This is a genomic window from Palleronia abyssalis (assembly GCF_900302445.1).
Classification (GTDB): Bacteria; Pseudomonadota; Alphaproteobacteria; order Rhodobacterales; family Rhodobacteraceae; genus Palleronia; species Palleronia abyssalis.
In genome coordinates this window covers 131,095-149,152 of record NZ_ONZF01000006.1, presented here as the reverse complement: position 1 = coordinate 149,152, position 18,058 = coordinate 131,095, and the positions used below count along the sequence as shown (strand labels likewise).

Sequence of the window (18,058 nt, the reverse complement as noted above, 5' to 3'; positions counted from 1 at the left end):
ATGAGACTGCGACTGGCTCTGTTCGACCTCGATGGCACGCTCGTCGACAGCCAGGCCCATATCGTGGGGGCCATGGGTGCGGCCTTCGACGCAGTTGGCCGAACGCCACCGCCGCGTGATGAAATCCTGGGGCAGGTGGGCTTGTCGCTGCCCCTGGTCATGGCCCGGCTTGCGCCGGGTGACGACCACGCGACGATGCTGGCCGCCTACAAGGACAGGTATCAGGTGCTGCGCGCGGCCGGTCCCGCGAACCTGTATCCCGGGATCGGCGCGGCCCTGAATGCGCTTCACGCGCGCGATACGGTTCTGGTCGGCATCGCCACCGGGGCCTCGCGCGGCGGCATGACCGCGATGATCGACACCCACGATTTGCGCCCTGCTACAGCGCAATGCGCCGACGACCACCCCTCGAAACCCGCGCCCTCGATGGTGCTGGCCGCCCTGGCCGAGACGGGGGTGGACCCGGATGATGCCGTGATGATCGGCGACAGCGCTTACGACATGCAGATGGCGCGTTCCGCCGGGGTCTTTGCGCTTGGCGTGGCATGGGGCTATCACGCGCCCGATCAATTGCGGGACGCGGGTGCGGCCGAGATCGTGGCAGATGCGGCCGAACTGGTCCCCGCGCTGGACCGATACTGGAGGACGAGTGATGGCTGATTGGGCGTCCAAACGGTTCTGGAAGTCTGCGGGGGTCGAGGCCCACGACAGCGGCGTGGCCGTCAGGCTGGACACAAGGCCGATCCGCACACCCGCGGGCGCGCCGCTGGTCCTGCCGACCGAAGCGCTGGCCCAGGCCATCGCCGCCGAATGGGACGCTCAGTCCGAGGTGGTCGATCCGCGCACCATGCCGCTGACGCGTGCGGCGAACTCCGCCCTCGACAAGGTCGCCCCCCAGCACACTGCCGTGGCCGAGCTTCTGGCCGAGTATGGCGGCACCGATCTGCTGTGCTACCGCGCCGACCGGCCACGCGAACTGGTCGCAAAGCAATCACAACTGTGGGATCCGCTGCTTGATTGGGCAGACGAGAGTTTCGGGGGCAGATTGCGGGTCACGCAAGGGGTGATGCCCATTGCCCAGGATCCCGACGCCCTGGCCCGGCTGGCGGCGCCGATGCACAGCATGTCGTCGTTTCACCTTGCAGCCTTCCACGATCTTGTGGCGATGACCGGCTCTCTGGTGCTCGGATATGTCGCGACGAACGGGGTGCGCTCGCCTGATGAGGTCTGGCAGCTCTCTCGCCTGGACGAGGAATGGCAGGCCGACGAATGGGGTCATGACGACGAGGCGGAAGAGGTCGCCGCGCTGAAAAGACAAGCGTTTCTGGATGCTTGCCGGTTCTGGGCGTTGTGCGGGGCAGGGGATGATCCGACCCGCGCCTGACGGTTGGTCAATATCCCTTTTCGTGATCGGCGACTTGACGCCTGACGATGAAAAACCGCACACTCTCCCGCATCGGGGCCGGACCAACGGCCTCTGCAAACGAAGCCGGACCTTGTTCGGCCAATGGCCCGGCAAAAAAATGCCGGCAAATTCAGGAAGAGGTATCTATGAAAACTACCGTATTTCTCGGAACGGTCGGTGCAGCCGCCCTCGCCGCCGGAGTGGCGGGCGCCGCGACGCTCGACGATGTGCAGGAACGGGGCACGCTGAACTGCGGCGTCACCACCGGCCTCGTCGGGTTCGCCGCGCCGAACGCCAGCGGTGAATGGGAAGGCTTCGATGTCGCGCTGTGCCGCGCCGTGGCCGCCGCCGTGCTCGGCGACCCCACCGCCGTCGAATTCGTGCCGACCACCGGCAAGACCCGCTTCACCGCGCTCGCCTCGGGCGAGATCGACATGCTGGCCCGGAACACCACCTGGACCTTCAGCCGCGACAACGACCTCGGGTTCGAGTTCAACGGCATCAACTACTATGACGGTCAGGGCTTCCTGGTCCCACGCGACCTGGGCGTGACCTCGGCCATGGATCTGGACGGCGCGACCGTCTGCGTCCAGACCGGCACCACGACCGAGCTGAACCTGGCGGACTTCTTCCGCAAGAACAACATCAGCTACGAGCCGGTCCCGATCGAGACCAACGCCGAGGCCCAGCAGCAATACCTGGCCGGCGCCTGCGACGCCTACACCACCGATGCCTCCGGCCTTGCCGCGACCCGCGCCACGTTCGAGGCACCGGGCGATCACGTCATCCTGCCCGAGATCATCTCGAAAGAGCCGCTGGGTCCGCTGGTCCGCCACGGCGACAACGAGTGGGGCGATATCGTCCGCTGGACCCTGAACGCCCTGATCGCGGCCGAAGAATACGGCGTGACCTCGGCCAATGTCGAAGACATGGCGTCCGCCGCGGGCGACAGCCCCGAGGTGAACCGTCTTCTGGGCACCGAAGGCAACCTGGGCGAGATGATCGGTCTCGAATCCGACTGGGCCGTCAACGCCATCTCGGCCGGCGGCAACTATGGCGAGATCTTCGCCCAGAACATCGGCGAAGACACCCCGATCGGCCTGGCGCGCGGCCTGAACGCGCAGTGGACCGACGGTGGCCTGCTCTACGCGCCGCCGTTCCGTTAAGATCGAATACGGGGGCGCGGCACCGGTCGCGCCCCCGGCATTTCACGTTTCCTTCCCTTCCCTCACCGAACGCCCCGCGTGGCCTTGACCGCGCTCGATATGGCGTCAAGCAACGGGACCGCGATGGCATCGATTTCCGAACATGACACGCAGCAGGACCGGCAGGGCTTTCGCCCGTCGATGCTGATCAACGACACCCGGTACCGGGGTCTGACCTTCCAGTTCATCGCGCTGATGCTGATCATCCTGGCGTTCGCTTGGCTTGGCGCGAACTTGATGAGCAACCTTGCCGCAGCCGGCCTGGACATCTCTTTCGGGTTTCTCGACGAACCGGCCGGATACGACATCGCCTTCTCGATGATCGACTACACCAGCCAGTCCTCGCACCTGCGCGCGGCCATCGTCGGCGTTTTAAACACGCTGCTGGTTGCCTTCATGGGCTGTGTCACCGCGACCATTATCGGTGTGACCGCCGGTGTGCTGCGGCTGTCGAAGAACTGGCTGATCGCGCGCCTTATGTCGGCTTACGTCGAGGCGTTCCGCAACGTGCCCGTGCTGATCTGGATCCTGATCATCGGCGCCGTCGTGACGATAAGTGGCGCGAACCCCCGCGCCTTCCTGGGCGAAGAGGCCGAGAGCAACCTGTTCCTGGGCATGTTTGCTTTCACCAATCGCGGTCTTTACGCCCCCGCCGTCGAGATCGGGCCGGGCGCCCTGATCGTGCTGATCGCGCTGATCGCCGGGATCGCGGGCGCCATCGCGTGGCGTTGGTACGTCAAGCACACGCTGTTTTCATCGGGCAAGCTGCTACCGGGCTGGCCCATGTGGCTGATCCTGCTGGCGCCCCCGATCCTCGCCTACTTCCTGTTCCAGGGGGCCATCGGGCTGTCGATGCCCGACACCATGGCGAACCGCTTCAACATCCAGGGCGGGACACTGGTGGGTAAACCGCTGATCGCGCTGTGGCTGGCGCTGTCGGTCTATACCGGCGCCTTCATCGCCGAGAACGTGCGCGCCGGGATCCTGTCGGTCTCGAAGGGCCAGACCGAGGCGGCGGCCGCCCTGGGCCTGCGTCCCCGCCGGGTCATGAACCTCGTGGTGCTGCCCCAGGCGCTGCGGGTGATCGTGCCGCCGCTGATCTCTCAATACCTGAATCTGACCAAGAATTCCTCGCTTGCCATCGCGGTGGGCTATGCCGACATCACCGCCACGCTGGGCGGGATCACCCTGAACCAGACCGGGCGGGCGATCGAATGCATCCTGATGTTGATGCTGTTCTACCTGATCATCAGTCTGGCGATCTCGGGTGTGATGAACGTCTACAACTCTACCGTGGCGCTGAAGGAACGCTGATCCCATGAGCGATACCCACGCCCAATCCGTCGCCTACGTCCGCGAAAGCTTCGTCGAGCAGCAGACCCCCCCGGTCAGCGAGACCGGAGTGGTCAAGTGGCTGCGCGAGAACCTTTTCTCGTCGATCCCCTATGCGATCCTGACGCTTCTGTCGCTGTTCGTGCTCTACCAGATCCTGTCGGGGGTCCTGCCCTGGCTTCTGGGGGGCAACTGGACGGCCTCGTCCATCCGCGAATGCCGCGAGCTGGTCGAGGGGGCAGGCGGTTGCTTTGCCGTCCTGACAGAACGCTGGAACCAGCTTCTGTTCGGGTTCTCCTACCCCAGCACGGAATACTGGCGCCCCGCGCTGGCATTTCTGCTGCTGTTCGTCTGCGTGGCCCCGGTTCTGTTTCCCGACCTGCCCAGCAAGTCCCTGATCCTGACCCTGCTTTACCCCTTTGTGGCCTACTGGCTGCTGTGGGGCGGCACCATCGTCACGCCGATCGTTGGCCTGCTGGGGGTCGCCGCCGGCTATGTCGCGTATCGCGCCACGATCAATCGCGGCTTTGCATTGTCGCTTCTGGCAGGCGTCGTGGCGGCGGTGATCGTGTGGTATCTGGGCGGCTTCGTCGCCGAGGAACTGTCGGGTGTGGCCGCGTTGATGCCTGTGGAAAGCCGCGACATGGGCGGCTTCATGCTGAACATGATCCTGGGCACGGTCTGCGTCTCGCTATCGCTGCCCTTCGGGATCCTGCTGGCCCTTGGTCGCCAGTCGCGCCTGCCGATCATCAAGATCATCTGCATAACCTTCATCGAATTCATCCGCGGCGTTCCCCTCATCACGCTTCTGTTCGTGGCGAACGTGGTGCTAGCCTACTTCCTGCCGCCGGGGACGACCTTCGACCTGATCCTGCGCGTCATCATCATGATCACCATGTTCGCCTCGGCCTATATCGCCGAGGTGATCCGGGGCGGGCTGGCGGCCCTGCCGCGCGGCCAGTACGAGGCCGCCGACAGTCTTGGCCTCGACTACGCGCAGGCGATGCGGCTGATCATCCTGCCACAGGCGCTGAAGATCTCGATCCCCGGCATCGTCAACGTCGCGGTGGGCCTGTTCAAGGACACCACGCTGGTCTCGATCATCTCTATGTTCGACGTGGTGGGCATGATCCGCGGTCCGATCCTGGCCTCGACTGACTGGAACGGCGTCTATTGGGAGCTTTACGGCTTCGCAGCCCTCCTGTTCTTCGTCACCTGCTACGGCATTTCGCAATATTCCCAGTGGCTCGAGCGCAAGCTTGCCACGGACCACCGGTAAGGAGCGCCCCCCATGGACACGACAAACACCGTCGCCGACCAGCCCAAGGTCGATCGCAGCCAGATGAAGGTCTCGGATGAGGTCGCCGTCCGGATCGAGAACATGAACAAGTGGTTCGGCGCCTTCCACGTGCTGCGCGACATCGACCTGACGGTCTACAAGGGCGAGCGCATCGTGATCTGCGGCCCTTCGGGTTCGGGCAAGTCGACGCTGATCCGCTGTATCAACGCGCTGGAGGAACACCAGAAGGGCGTGATCGAGGTCGACGGCACGCGCCTGTCCTCGGATTTGAAACAGATCGACAAGATCCGGTCCGAGGTCGGGATGTGCTTCCAGCACTTCAATCTGTTCCCGCACCTGACGATTCTGGAAAACTGCACCCTCGCCCCGATCTGGGTCCGCAAGACCCCCAAGAAAGAGGCCGAGGAAGACGCGATGCACTTCCTCACCAAGGTGAAGATCCCCGATCAGGCCAACAAGTATCCCGGTCAGTTGTCGGGCGGCCAGCAGCAGCGTGTCGCCATCGCGCGGTCCCTGTGCATGCGCCCCAAGATCATGCTGTTCGACGAACCGACATCGGCGCTGGACCCCGAGATGATCAAGGAAGTTCTCGACACCATGATCGAGCTGGCCGAGGAAGGCATGACCATGCTGTGCGTGACGCACGAGATGGGCTTTGCCCGTCAGGTCGCGAACCGCGTGATCTTCATGGACCAGGGCCAGATCGTCGAACAGAACGAGCCCGAGGAGTTCTTCCAGAACCCGAAAAGCGACCGCACCAAGCTGTTCCTCAGCCAGATCCTCGGCCACTGAACCCATCCCCGCGGCCATGTGTTGTCCCCTCTGAATAGGAGGGGCGTCATGAGCCAGCAGGATATCGTCGACCGCCTGATCGCCGGACAGGGGACGCTGTTTTCCGAGGGGATGGGCCTCGACCTGACCCGCGACAGTGCGAAGGATTACTTCGGCTGGCTGGTCGGCTGCACGCTTCTGGCGTCGCGCATCTCGTCGGGGCTGGCAGAACAGGCGGGCCGGGCGCTGAACGATCAGGGTTTCCTCGATCCGGACCGGCTTGCGGGCGCCGAATACTGGGACGTCGTGCGCTGCCTGAACGAGAACGGGTATGCGCGATACGACGAATCCACCGCCGGCTATATTCAGGAGACTGCGAAGATGGCCCTTGACCGCTATGACGGTGACATCCGCGGCATGCTGGACCCCGATCCCGACACCGTCCTGGACCGGTTGCAGCAGGCCAAGGGGGTGGGGAAGGTCGGTGCGAATATCTATGCGCGCGAGGCGCAGATCGTCTGGGATGTATTCTATCCCCGCTTGGACGGCCCCGCGGCGAAGGAAGCCGAGGCCCTGGGTCTGACGACCGATCACGGGGCGCTTGCGTCGATGGCCGGCTCGCGCGAGCGGTTTACCCGGCTTGCGGCGGCACTGACCCGCGCCGCGCTGGATGGTCCCGCCCCCTCAGTCGAGGACGCGACCTAGTCGGTCAGGTCGCGCGGCACGATGAAATCCACGACCCGCCCGCCCAGAGGTTCGATCCCGGCCCAGCTTTCGGCGTCGAAATCCAGAATCAGCGTGGCGCAGGTGGGGAAATAATCGAACTCGGCCCGCTGCGGCGGGTCCTCCGCCAGAAGCTGCGCCAGGGATCCCATGCCCGGGTTATGGGCGATCAGGATCACGGTCTCCGGCGCCTGATGCCCCAGAACCGACAGCATCGTCTCAGGCGAGGAATGGTACAGCGCCTTGTCCCATACTTCGTCCACCTTGCCCCCCAGGCGCGGCGCGATCCCCTCCCATGTCTCAACGGCACGCAGGGCGGTGGACAGGCACGCCACCTTCGGCGCGTGGCCATTTTCCGCCAGCCACCGGCCTATCCGGTCAGCCGATCGGCGGCCCCGATCGTTCAGCGGGCGGGCATGATCCGGCTGTTCGGGATCGCCCCACGAGGATTTGGCGTGCCGCGTCAGGATCAGCCGCAGCGTCACCGCTTGCCCCGGATCAGCGTGCCCGCGCCGCCCATGGTGTAGAGCTCCAGAAGGCAGGCGTGGGGGACGCGACCATCGAGAATGACTGCGGCGCGCACACCGCCTTCCATCGCCGACAGGGCCGTCTCGGTCTTGGGAATCATCCCGCCCGCGATGACGCCGCTATCGGTCAGCTCGCGGATCGCTTCGGGGGTGATCTCGCTGATGACCTCGCCATCCGCGCCTTTCACGCCGGGAACATCCGTCAGCAGAAGCAGGCGATCGGCCGTCAGCGCCGCGGCGATGGCCCCCGCGGCGGTGTCCCCGTTGACATTGAAGGTCTCGCCATTGCGGCCCATGCCGATGGGGGCGATCACCGGGATTGTCTTGCTGTCTTTCAGCCGCTCCAGGAAGGCGGGGTTCATTTCGACCGGGGTGCCGACGAAGCCCAGCCGCGCGTCGGTCTGCTCGCACACCATCAGCCGCGCGTCCTTGCCCGAGATGCCGACAGCCGTGCCGCCCTCGGCCTGGATCGCCTGGACGATGCGTTTGCCGACAAGACCGGACAGCACCATCTCGACCACCTCGATGGTCGCGGCGTCGGTCACGCGCTTGCCGCCGACGAACTCGCTTTCGACCCCCTGTGCCTTCAGCATGGCGTTGATCATCGGGCCGCCGCCGTGGACGATGACGGGGTTCACGCCGACGTGGCTCATCAGTACGACATCGCGGGCGAAACTGCGCATCGCCTCGTCCGAGCCCATGGCGTGCCCGCCCAGCTTGATGACGACGGTCGCACCGGCATAGCGCTGGAAGAACGGCAGGGCCTGGCTGAGCGTATGGGCGGTGGCGGGCCAGTCTTCTTGGGCGGTCTCGGTCATGAAGCCTTCGGTCGCAAAGGGGGGCACGGGGGCCGTCCCCCGCACCGTCCGTCGTGCTTAACGTGCCGAAACGTCCTTCACCAGAGGCTCCTGAACCGAGAACCACGCGGCCACGGCTTCGCGCTGCTCGCCGGTCATGCGGGTGGCGATGCGGTGCATGGGGCTGAGCGCATATAGATCGTTCCCCGAATCGCCCGCGAACTGGTCCAGACGCTCGTTCAGATAGACGTAGTTCTGACCATGCAGGCGGGGCAGGATGCTGATCTCCTCGGTCGGGTTGGGACCGTGGCACGTCAGGCAGGCGGGGACGTTCTGATCCTCGATCCCGTATTGCGCGATGTCCGACCCCGCGGCCGCGAGTTCCGCGTCGATGTCTCGCCCGACACCCGTGGCGGGCAAATTGCCGAAATAAGCCGCGGCGTTCGACAGTTCTTCCATGCTAAGCTGCTTGGCGGTCTGCCCCATCTGGCTGTTGGGGCGAATGTCCTCGCGGAACTTGACCAGCTGCTGGTGGATATAGTCCGGCCCCTGCATCGTCAGGTTCGGCACGTCGCCCGACTGGCTGCCCAGCCCGGCGACCGTGTGACACTCGTCACAGACCCGTTCGACCACGTCGAGTCCGGCCTCGATATTGGCGTCGGCCAGCCGGTCCTGCGCTTCGATCACTTGGCCGGGTTCCTCGGCGGCGAAATAAGAGGCCACGGCGTCCATCTCGTCTGTGGACAGGTTCGACGCGATATAGGTCATCGGCGTCCAAGGCGCACCGCCTTGCCGCTGCCCGGCGGCGAACAGCTCGAGCTGCTGACGGATATATATCGGCGATTGCCCCGCCAGGTTCGGCACGTCCAGGCTGGCGACCGGGCCGGACCCGACCTCGTCATTGTTGTGACACGTCACGCAGGCCGGTACCGCCGCCAGAACCTTGCCGGTCGTCGCGATCTCGCGCCCCAGTGCGATGTCGCCGTCGACCGTGCCGGGAGCCCGGACATCGGGCAGGCTGTCGTAATATTCGCCAAGCCGCACGCGCTGTTCGGTGGACAGGTTGGTGGCGACGATCTGCATGATGCCGGACCGGCGCGCGCCGCTGGCGTAATCCGTCAGCGCGTCGGTGATATAGTCCGACGACAACACGGTCAGGTTCGGCGCTCGGCCGTTCGTCGCCTCGCCCGATCCGTCGGCGCCATGGCAGGCGGCGCAGCGCTGGACCACGTCGCCCTGAATCGCGAAGTCGCGCCACTCGGTCGAGGGGGCGAAATAGCCATATTCCTCGCGGGGCCAGCGTTCTTGTCCGGGGGCGTCGTCGATGCCGTTGTCGATTACCGGGCCGCGCTCGCCATAGGGAATCTCCGGCGTGGCGGCCAAGGTACGGTCCTGAAGAAGGCCGGTATACTCTTCGGCCGTCATCTCGGGCAGTTGGCGGATGAAGGCGACGACGTTCCAAATCTCGTCCTCGCGACCATATGTCGGCCAGGCGGGCATCGCGGACATGCGCACGCCCGAGTTCAGGATGTAATGAAGTTCCCCGTCCGAGAACTGGTCGACCACGGCCGGCAGGTGCTGCGGGCGCGGTCGCATCGCAAGGGCCTGCGGGTTCTGCCCCAGTCCCGGACCGCCATGGCATTTTGCGCAGGCGTTGGCATAATGCTGGGCGCCCAAGGCAATGCGGCCTTCATCGTCCAGGTCGCCGGGAACGTCTTCCGCGGCGCGCCACCAGACCGAGTTCTTGAAGGTCGTATGCAGCGTGTAATAGAGAATCTTCGGGTCAGGCCATGTCGCCGCGACACTGATCGCACCGGCAAGTACGAAGCCGAGGACGACGACCCCGCCTACGGCCGCCAACGCGACGGTTGCCACGAAGCCAGGGATCAGGCTTTTCAGACTATACCCAAAGATCTTCATTGCGCACTCCCCGGTCGTGGCACTTGGCAGATGAGGGGAATGATAAGGCGCATGCAGGGAAGGCAAGGGAAAGGATATGCCCCTGCGTCAGTTCAACCCGGCGATCACCCCGCGCAAGGTATCAATTCCGGCGCCCGTCTCCGACGAGGTGATGACGATCTCGGGGAAGGCGGCAGGGTGTTTCGACAGCGTTTCCCGCAGCTTGTCGCGAGTCCTGTCGCGGTCGGCGGCCTTCACCTTGTCAGCCTTGGTCAGCACGGCCTGGAACGGCACCGCGGCCTTGTCCAGAAGGCACATGATCTCGTCATCCACGGGTTTGGGGCCGTGGCGATGGTCGATCAGCAGGAACGCCCGGCGCAGATTGGCCCGCCCGCCAAGGTAGGCGCGCATCAGGGCCTGCCACTGCTCGACCACCTTCACCGGCGCGTTGGCGAAGCCATAGCCGGGAAGGTCGACCAGATAGAGATGTTCGAGCGTGAAAAAATTCACCTCCTGCGTCCGGCCGGGCGTATTCGACGCACGAGCCAGTCCCTTGCGGTCGGTCAGGGCGTTGATCAGGCTGGACTTGCCGACATTGGACCGCCCGGCAAAGCAGATCTCGATCCGGTCATCGGGGGGCAGGCCGTCCATGGCGACGACGCCCTTCAGGAACTGCGTCTCGCGCCGGAACAGAAGGCGGCCAGCCTCGATCTGCTCGGGCGTGGGTTCGGCTTCGGGGAAGGGCAGGGTGCCGGCCATGGCTCAACCCTCCAGCCGGGCGGCGTCGCCCGTGGCGACGGATCCACCCTCGATCACGCGGGCATAGACGCCGAAATCGCGGTGGCCGAAGGTGTCGCGCAGAAGCGCCAGGGTGTTGACGTCGCGCGTGCCGGTTTCGGGATTCGCCTCAGTCGCGCGGCAACGTTCGATGCGGTCGAACACCTCGAGCACCGCGTCGCCCAACCGCAGGCGCTTGCCGATCCAGTCGAATTCCGCCCACGGCTCGGACCCCGAAAGAAGGACGTTGCCCCTAAACCGCCCCGGATCCAGCGACTGTCCAGCCGCGTCCGAGAGGGCGGACAGCGATGCTTCCGTCAGGATCGACAGGCTGGCATGGCCATTGTCGGCCATTCCGATCGTTTCGGGGGCGCGGACCATATCGGCAGGGGCGGGGCGCGCTTCGGGCCATATCGGGCGCACCCAGTCCAGCACACTGTGGCCGTCTTTCGGCAAGGTGAAACGCGCGGTCGGCAGCTCGGGGTGGCGGAGCGTGACCGTGTCGCCATCGCTTTCCGCCTCGACCGCGGCCAGACCGGGGCCGGAGGCGACGACGACGAAATTGCCCCGCGGCTGCCAGCCCTCCCCTTCGGCAGCGCCGTCATGGCGCACGGCCCAGGCGCGATCGCTGGGCAGGGGGCGCCCGGCGGTCAACGCGACGCTGTCCAAACGCTCGCGCCCGATCCCCTTGATCGGGTGACGCCAGAGCGCCGTGACCTTCATTTCGCGTCCGATTTTTGCCGACGGAACGACCGGAAGATGTTGCCCAGAACGTCTGGTTTGTACCCTTGGCTGCGCATGATCAGGTATTGCTGCGTGAAGGTGATGGTATTGTTCGCGATCCAGTACAGGACCAGTCCGCTGGCGAAGCTGCCCAGCATGAACATGAACACCCAGGGCATCCATGCGAAGATCATCGCCTGCGTCGCGTCCGCGGGGGCCGGGTTCAGTTTCTGCTGCAACCACATCGAGATGCCCAGCAGGATCGGCAGCACGCCAAGGCTGAGGATCGCGAAAATAGAGGTCGGATCGGGCGGCGCGTAGGGCAGCAGTCCGAACAGGTTCAGGATCGATGTCGGATCGGGCGCGCTGAGATCATCGATCCACAAGAGCCAAGGCGCGTGGCGCAGTTCGAGCGTGACGAAGATCACCTTGTAGAGCGAGAAGAAGATCGGGATTTGCATCAGGATCGGCAGGCAGCCCGCGGCGGGGTTCACCTTGTTCTTCTTGTAGAGCTCCATCATGCCCTGCTGAAGCTTCTGGCGGTCGTCGCCCGCCTTTTCCTTCAGCTTTTCCATCTCGGGCTGGAGTTCCTTCATCTTCGCCATCGAGACGTAGGACTTGTAGGCCAGCGGGAACAGCAGAGCCTTGATGCCCAGGGTCAGGACGATGATCGCCCAGCCCATGTTGCCGATCACACCGTTCAGCCAGTGCAGCACGACGAAGATCGGCTTGGTCAGGAAGAAGAACCAGCCCCAGTCGATCGAGTCGGTAAAGCGCTCGATGCCCTGCTGCTGATAGTCGAGAATCGTCTCCCACTCCTTCGCGCCGGCAAAAAGGCGCAAGGAGGTGCCGGAGGTTTCACCCGGTGCGACTTCCTGCGTCGGCAGGCGCGCTTCGGTCTGGTAGATCTCGCCATCGGGGACGAACTTGGCGACGCTGGTGAAGGCGGTCCCGGGCGTCGGGATCAGCGTGGTCATCCAGTACTTGTCGGTGAATCCGATCCAGCCGTTCTCGATCACCTCGATGACATCGGCGGGCGCGCCTTCGCGGGCGATCTGGTCGAGGTCAGGCAGGTCGTCGTAATCAAGCTCCTGCAGTTCGCTGTCGGACATGCGCACGACGCCCTCGTGCAGGATGAAGAACCCCGTCAGGTCCAGGTCGCCGTGTCGTGCGACGGTGCCGTAGGGGGCCAGGCGGACGGTGCCGTCGGTGGTGTTCTCGACCGTCTGGTCGACGGTGAACATGTAATCCTCGTCGATCGAGATCGTGCGGCGGAAGATCAGGCCGTTGCCGTTGTCCCAGGACAGGGTGACGGGCGAGTCGGGGGTCAGGGTCTCTCCCTCCTCGATCTCCCACGGGGTCGATGCGCCGGGCACGTCCTCATAGGCCAGGTCGCCGCCGGGGGCCCAGCCGAACAGGGCATAGTACGGCGTATCGCTGGCGACCGGGTTCAGAAGCTCGACCAGGGGAGAGCTTTCGTCGACTTCGACATGGTAATTTTTCAGCGAAAGTTCGTCGATGCGTCCGCCGGTCAGTGCGATCGACCCCGACAACGACGGCGTATCGATAGCCAGGCGCGGGGCATCGGCGCTGACGGCCTCGGGCCCGGAAAGCGAGGCGGCATCGCCCGAAGCTGGCGGCGCGGGGGCCGCGGCGGGATCGGCAGGTGCGCTTGCGTCGGTGACCTGATCGTCGGTCATCGTCGATTCCGCAGGCGGGAAGAAGAACATCCACCCCAGGATCACGAGGAAGCTCAGGACCGTCGCGAGGATCAGGTTTCTATTCTGCTCGTCCATAACTGGCGCGCCCCTTTCGGCCCCGATAAGTCAGCGCGTGTTCAACAGGCGGGACCCCCGACAGTCAAGCCGTTTCCGGCCCGGCGCACGGGGCTGTCAACCCTTGGCCGGTCGTCAGCCCGCGTGCGAGGCACGCCGCGGCGCGGTCGACAGATTGACCAGGGCGCGTTCTTCCATGATCGAGGCCACCGCGCCGCCCGAAAGCGTGTCGCACCCCATACCCGACAGGATGTCGGCATCCGCGGCGTCGGACAGATCGACGGCCAGCACCTCGATTCCGCGGATATTCGCCCGGGCCACGATGTCCGACACCAGGTCGTGCCGTCCCGCGTCGCGCGCGATCCCCAGCGTCAGTTCACCGGGCAGCCAGATATCGTGGGGGCCGATGAGCTTGGTATCGATCGCGGCGACGCAGATGCGGCACCCGGTCCGCTCCAACGCCTCGATCGCGTGCATGGGCGTGTCGCCCGACACGTGAAGGGTCAGGCGCGAGGCGGGCAGTTCCGCGGTGTCCAGCGCGAAGGACAATGCCCGGGGAAGGTCAGGATCCCGGGAGAGGTCCGGGTCGAGCCGGATCGCGACGCCGACCTCCGGTTGTCCCAGCCCCGCCACGATGGCCGCGCCGGCGTCGATCTGATCGAGAACAAGACGTTGACGGTCCTTCGCGGTGGCGTTTGGTGGCAGGCCGCAGATCGGCTCGACCATATGAAGCCCGCGGTCGGAGGCACGGATGATAGGGCGGGCGAAGCGGTGGAACGTCGCTTTCGGCTTGCGTTTGGGGCCCGCCACGGTCGGCATCGGCCGGTCGAGGTCGAGGACCAGCGACTCGTCCTGCGATCCGCCCGCGCGCAACAGGGCCGCCTCGGCCCGGGTGATGTGATCCTCGGGCCAAAGTTGCGGATGGACACGTACGACGCCGATCCGCGCACAGCCCCCCGGCGCGGTCAACGACGCCTGCCAGACGCAGGCCCGCCGGGCCAGGGCGGCGTCGGCGCCGGGCTGTTCCTTCAATATCGCGACCCTCGCCCCGATCCGGATCACCGTTTCGTCGGGTTCGCGGGTCTGGTCCAGCTGGTGATGGATCCGGGCCGGCGGAACCGCTTTCGGCCCCTCGATCAGGGCAAGCGCGGCTTCGGTACGGTTCGACAACAGGTCGACCAGATGCGCGCGGGCCGCGTCCCGATCGGGTGTCCGCCGCCATCTGAGGGCCAGAAGGACCGCCAACGGCGCCGCCAGCGTCATGAAGGCCGGGGCCGACCATCCCACAAGCGCAAGGGCAGCGACGATTCCCGCCCGACCGGCAAACTGCGCGCCCCACAGCCCATGCATGACGATACCCCCGGTAATCCCATGGATGGCATCCTAGGCGGCAGAAGTAATCGGAACGTTAAAGGAACAAGTTTAGCTGTCCGCGTCGCGCACCAGGCCGGCGAAATCGAACAGCGCCGGGTCCAGAAGATGCGAGGGGCGCGCATTCGTCAGCGCGCGGAACATCACCTGCCGGCGGCCGGGGCTGTTCTTCTCCCACCCGTCGAGGATCTGCTTGACCTGCTGGCGTTGCAGCCCGTCCTGGCTGCCGCAGAGGTCGCAGGGGATGATCGGATAACCCATCGCGCGCGAGAACGCCTCGCAATCGGCTTCGGCCACGTGGGCCAGCGGGCGCAGCACGAACAGATCGCCGTCCTCGTTCAGCAGCTTGGGCGGCATGGTGGCCAGGCGTCCGCCGTGGAAGAGGTTCATGAAGAACGTCTCGAGGATGTCGTCGCGGTGGTGGCCCAGAACGACGGCCGAACAGCCTTCCTCGCGCGCGATGCGGTAAAGGTTGCCGCGCCGAAGCCGCGAGCACAGGGCGCAGAAGGTCCGCCCCTGCGGGATCTTGTCCATGACGATGGAATAGGTGTCGGCGTATTCGATTCGGTGCGGCACGCCCATCCGCTCCAGAAACTCCGGCAGGACCGTCGCGGGAAAGCCCGGCTGCCCCTGATCCAGATTGCAGGCCAGGATGTCGACGGGCAAGAGCCCGCGCCACTGAAGCTCGGTCAGGACGGCCAGCAGGGTATAGCTGTCCTTGCCGCCCGAAAGGCAGACCAGCCATTTCGGCCGCGTGACTTCGGCATCGGCCAGCATCCCGAAGGCCTCGATCGCCTCGCGGGTCTGGCGCACGATCCGCTTGCGAAGCTTGCGGAATTCGGTCGTGCGGGGCGCGCCGTGGAACAGCGGATGGATTTCGTCGGTCTCGTCAAGCATATGAGCCGATTATGCGATATCCTCGCCCCTGCAAAGGAGGGATCGCATGCGCACCATCATCTCGCCTTATCCCCAGGGGGCCGGCCAAATCGGCGCGGTCAGCTATATCAGCCCGCTGTCGCTGATCCGTCCGCCCGCGCGGCTGCTGGGGCGGCTGGGTGAGGATGGCGATTATGTCCTGCAGCACGATTACGACATCCTCGTCGAGATCGACGGAGAGCGGCGGCTTCTGACCGTGCCGCGGGGGCTGATCACCGACCTGACCTCGGTTCCGGCGATTCTGCGGTGGTATGTCGGCCGCGTCGGCCCGTGGCTGGAGGCGGCCATCGTGCATGACTGGCTGTATGTCGCGTGGCAGGTGGTGGATCGTGCGCCGGACGAGGCCGATCGGGCCTTCGCCGACCGGCTGATGCTGGCGGCGATGCGTGCAGCCGGGATCGGGCCGATCAGGCGCAACGCGATCTATGGGGCGGTGCGGCTGTTCGGGCGCGGCGCCTATATCGGGCGGAACGATCCGATCTTCGCGGACCTTGATGCCCGCGTCTACGACACGCCGCTGGTGGTGCCGACGTCCTGACCCGGCGCCCGGCCCACGATGGACCGGGCGCCCGCGGCTACCGCATGAACTCCCACGGATCGGCCCGGGTGTTCGCAGGCGGCAGGCCGATATCCTTCCGCAGATACGGCGTGAGATGATCGGCCGAGCCGGGTCTTGCGGCGCGCCGCAGGATCAGGGCGCGCAGCGCCCGGCGCAGGACGGGCAGGGCGCCATGCTCGCGGATCAGGGCGTCGATCGGATGGGTCGGGGTGGGCAGAGTCTGGATCATGGGGGTCCGGCCCGTGCGACGGGCCGCCTTTCGTGGGGTTCAAGATGAAAGGGGCCCACGCACGGCTTTGCACCGGACGCAATTCTGGCGTCGGGAGAAATTCGCGAACGGGTTCGGTGGGGTTTCGCCCTAAGGCGACGGGGTCAGCCTAGACGAGACAGAAGATATCCCATCCAGCCACGACACTGGGGCGAACGACGATGCAAACTGACCATAAGCGCCCCCTTTGTGCTGAACGAATCGTGGCTGTCGGAACCGTAGCACGGTTTCACGCTCACGGATCCGTGTTTTTTCGGCTTACGGGCGATTTGTGGCCCGTGGGACGCGCAGGTCAGGGTTTGGGTGGCACGTTGTCGATGCCCGACCCGCCCCAAGGATGGCACCGGGCAATCCGGCGCAGGCTCAGCCAGCTGCCCCGAATCGCGCCGTGGGTCGCAAGCGCTTCCAGCGCGTAGGCCGAGCATGTGGGGTGATAACGGCAGTTGAACCCGACCCATGGCGAGAAGATCAGGCGATAGGCGCGGACCGGCAGCGCCAGGATCTGCGCCGCGAGGCTCATCCGTGAATGCGCCTTAGCGCCCGGATGAGATCGGCGCGGAGTTCAAGAAAGTCGTGGTTCGCGGTCGCATCGCGCCGGCCGATCAGCACGTAGTCCCAGCCGGGGCGCGCGTGGGCTGGCAGGTCCAGGCGCGCGATCTCGCGCAGGCGGCGCTTGGCACGGTTGCGGGCGACCGCGTTGCCGACCTTCTTGGAACAAGTGAAGCCGACGCGGACGGGGCCATCGGGGTCATCGCGATCGCGGGCCTGTAGCATGAAGGCGGGCATCCGTTGCACACGGGCCCGGGCCGCGCGCAGGAAATCGGCGCGAGTCTTCAGACGCTCCAACGGCAAAATCCCGCCGGGCGCAGGCGCGGCGGGCGTGTCATTCGCCATCTCGGGCAGATCAGGCGGACAGCTTCTTCCGGCCCTGCGCGCGGCGGGCGTTCAGGATCTTGCGGCCGGCCTTGGTGGCCATGCGGGCGCGGAAGCCGTGGCGGCGCTTGCGAACGAGGTTCGAGGGTTGGAACGTGCGCTTCATCGGTCTCTCCCGTAGGTCGCGGTCTGGGGCATCCGGGGACCCCGAAGGGGGCCCGCATCGGACGCAGGTGTGTGAATAAGACCCGCCCGATACGGAAGACGCCGGGTCATGTCAACACCCCGAACGGCGCTTCAGCTGATCGGAACGCCGTCCCCGTCCAGCTCGATTCCGTCTGCGCCGCAGGGCAGGACCGGCACGCCGTCCTCGCGCAGGAACTCGACCACGTGCGCGCCGGAATAGCTGATGACCCTTTCGCCCGCGCTGGTGGTGCCGCGGCCGATCGCGGTCCCGGTCTCGTAGTCCTGATAATCTGCGGTCACGCTGGCGGTCGTGCCGTCCTTGCAGGTCAGCTCGGACCGGCCCAGCCCGTTTCGGTCGATCCGCCATTCGCCGCGGCAGGACACCCCGTCGCTGTTTCGACCCAGCAATTGCCCCTCGTTCCACCCGATGGCGCGCCCCGCGAACCAGCGGCCTTGAGTCCCGATACAGGCAAGGTTTTTTACGCAGTTCTGCGGGCTGCCATCGGCGATGCAGGGACCCTCGACCGGGCGTGGGGCCTGGACCTGGGCCGCGACAGGCAGAGCCCCAAGCAGAGCAATCGGCAGGATCAGGCGGAGCATGGAAACCTCGGCCACGAGCGAACAGAGACAG

21 protein-coding genes are annotated in these 18,058 nt (G+C 65.7%); 8 read left to right on the top strand and 13 right to left on the bottom strand.

From position 1 onward, the window contains the following. From PAA8504_RS13935 to PAA8504_RS13905, 7 genes are all read left to right on the top strand, one after another. A complete protein-coding gene (locus tag PAA8504_RS13935; protein WP_108894799.1) occupies positions 1–660 on the top strand; it encodes an HAD-IA family hydrolase in 660 nt (219 codons plus the stop codon). Next, entirely contained in the window at positions 653–1,384 is a 732-nt protein-coding gene (locus PAA8504_RS13930; RefSeq protein WP_108894798.1) for an ATP12 family chaperone protein, read from the top strand. Before PAA8504_RS13935 ends, PAA8504_RS13930 begins: the two co-directional genes overlap by 8 nt. A gap of 167 nt (positions 1,385–1,551) precedes the next feature. Next, entirely contained in the window at positions 1,552–2,571 is a 1,020-nt protein-coding gene (locus PAA8504_RS13925; protein WP_108894797.1) for an amino acid ABC transporter substrate-binding protein, read from the top strand. Between the two features lie 123 nt (positions 2,572–2,694). Further along, positions 2,695–3,924 (top strand): amino acid ABC transporter permease, encoded by a 1,230-nt coding sequence (locus tag PAA8504_RS13920; protein ID WP_108894851.1) that lies wholly within the window; start codon positions 2,695–2,697, stop codon positions 3,922–3,924. A 4-nt stretch (positions 3,925–3,928) separates the two neighbouring features. Continuing rightward, a complete protein-coding gene (locus tag PAA8504_RS13915) occupies positions 3,929–5,221 on the top strand; it encodes an amino acid ABC transporter permease (protein WP_108894796.1) in 1,293 nt (430 codons plus the stop codon). A gap of 12 nt (positions 5,222–5,233) precedes the next feature. After that, complete coding sequence (locus PAA8504_RS13910) at positions 5,234–6,034, top strand: amino acid ABC transporter ATP-binding protein (protein ID WP_108894795.1); 801 nt, start codon at positions 5,234–5,236, stop codon at positions 6,032–6,034. A gap of 48 nt (positions 6,035–6,082) precedes the next feature. Continuing rightward, positions 6,083–6,718 (top strand): HhH-GDP family DNA glycosylase, encoded by a 636-nt coding sequence (locus tag PAA8504_RS13905; protein WP_108894794.1) that lies wholly within the window; start codon positions 6,083–6,085, stop codon positions 6,716–6,718. Here PAA8504_RS13905 and PAA8504_RS13900 read toward each other — a convergent pair. The 8 genes from PAA8504_RS13900 to ttcA form a co-directional block, all read right to left on the bottom strand. Beyond that, complete coding sequence (locus PAA8504_RS13900) at positions 6,715–7,221, bottom strand: SixA phosphatase family protein (protein WP_108894793.1); 507 nt, start codon at positions 7,219–7,221, stop codon at positions 6,715–6,717. The genes PAA8504_RS13905 and PAA8504_RS13900 overlap by 4 nt on opposite strands. Then, a complete protein-coding gene (gene argB / locus PAA8504_RS13895) occupies positions 7,218–8,081 on the bottom strand; it encodes an acetylglutamate kinase (protein ID WP_108894850.1) in 864 nt (287 codons plus the stop codon). Before argB ends, PAA8504_RS13900 begins: the two co-directional genes overlap by 4 nt. A gap of 57 nt (positions 8,082–8,138) precedes the next feature. Next, the gene (locus PAA8504_RS13890) at positions 8,139–9,980 is read right to left on the bottom strand and encodes a c-type cytochrome (RefSeq protein WP_108894792.1); all 1,842 of its coding nucleotides are present in this window, start codon (positions 9,978–9,980) and stop codon (positions 8,139–8,141) included. Positions 9,981–10,067: 87 nt separating this feature from the next. Then, on the bottom strand, positions 10,068–10,718 hold the full coding sequence (yihA, locus tag PAA8504_RS13885) for a ribosome biogenesis GTP-binding protein YihA/YsxC (protein WP_108894791.1): 651 nt from the start codon (positions 10,716–10,718) through the stop codon (positions 10,068–10,070). A 3-nt stretch (positions 10,719–10,721) separates the two neighbouring features. Further along, the gene (locus tag PAA8504_RS13880; protein ID WP_108894790.1) at positions 10,722–11,459 is read right to left on the bottom strand and encodes an MOSC domain-containing protein; all 738 of its coding nucleotides are present in this window, start codon (positions 11,457–11,459) and stop codon (positions 10,722–10,724) included. Further along, complete coding sequence (yidC, locus tag PAA8504_RS13875; RefSeq protein WP_108894789.1) at positions 11,456–13,255, bottom strand: membrane protein insertase YidC; 1,800 nt, start codon at positions 13,253–13,255, stop codon at positions 11,456–11,458. Before yidC ends, PAA8504_RS13880 begins: the two co-directional genes overlap by 4 nt. A 114-nt stretch (positions 13,256–13,369) precedes the next feature. Further along, positions 13,370–14,584 (bottom strand): EAL domain-containing protein, encoded by a 1,215-nt coding sequence (locus PAA8504_RS13870; RefSeq protein WP_108894788.1) that lies wholly within the window; start codon positions 14,582–14,584, stop codon positions 13,370–13,372. Positions 14,585–14,656: 72 nt separating this feature from the next. Continuing rightward, positions 14,657–15,502, bottom strand: coding sequence for a tRNA 2-thiocytidine(32) synthetase TtcA (gene ttcA, locus PAA8504_RS13865; RefSeq protein ID WP_108894787.1), 846 nt, complete (start codon positions 15,500–15,502; stop codon positions 14,657–14,659). 46 nt (positions 15,503–15,548) lie between these two features. Here ttcA and PAA8504_RS13860 point away from each other — a divergent pair, with 46 nt between their 5' ends. After that, on the top strand, positions 15,549–16,079 hold the full coding sequence (locus tag PAA8504_RS13860; protein WP_108894786.1) for a DUF1353 domain-containing protein: 531 nt from the start codon (positions 15,549–15,551) through the stop codon (positions 16,077–16,079). Positions 16,080–16,116: 37 nt separating this feature from the next. Here PAA8504_RS13860 and PAA8504_RS13855 read toward each other — a convergent pair whose 3' ends face one another. From PAA8504_RS13855 to PAA8504_RS13835, 5 genes are all read right to left on the bottom strand, one after another. Further along, positions 16,117–16,329, bottom strand: coding sequence for a hypothetical protein (locus tag PAA8504_RS13855; RefSeq protein WP_108894785.1), 213 nt, complete (start codon positions 16,327–16,329; stop codon positions 16,117–16,119). A gap of 331 nt (positions 16,330–16,660) precedes the next feature. Beyond that, positions 16,661–16,888: a membrane protein insertion efficiency factor YidD gene (gene yidD / locus PAA8504_RS13850; protein WP_108894784.1), complete on the bottom strand. Its 228-nt coding sequence runs from the start codon at positions 16,886–16,888 to the stop codon at positions 16,661–16,663. Beyond that, positions 16,885–17,262 carry a ribonuclease P protein component gene (gene rnpA, locus PAA8504_RS13845; protein ID WP_108894783.1) on the bottom strand — a complete coding sequence of 126 codons (378 nt, stop codon included), beginning with the start codon at positions 17,260–17,262 and terminating at the stop codon, positions 16,885–16,887. Before rnpA ends, yidD begins: the two co-directional genes overlap by 4 nt. 10 nt (positions 17,263–17,272) lie before the next feature. Next, the gene (gene rpmH, locus PAA8504_RS13840; RefSeq protein ID WP_036181318.1) at positions 17,273–17,407 is read right to left on the bottom strand and encodes a 50S ribosomal protein L34; all 135 of its coding nucleotides are present in this window, start codon (positions 17,405–17,407) and stop codon (positions 17,273–17,275) included. Positions 17,408–17,538: 131 nt separating this feature from the next. Further along, a complete protein-coding gene (locus PAA8504_RS13835) occupies positions 17,539–18,027 on the bottom strand; it encodes a hypothetical protein (protein WP_108894782.1) in 489 nt (162 codons plus the stop codon). Positions 18,028–18,058: the final 31 nt, after the last annotated feature.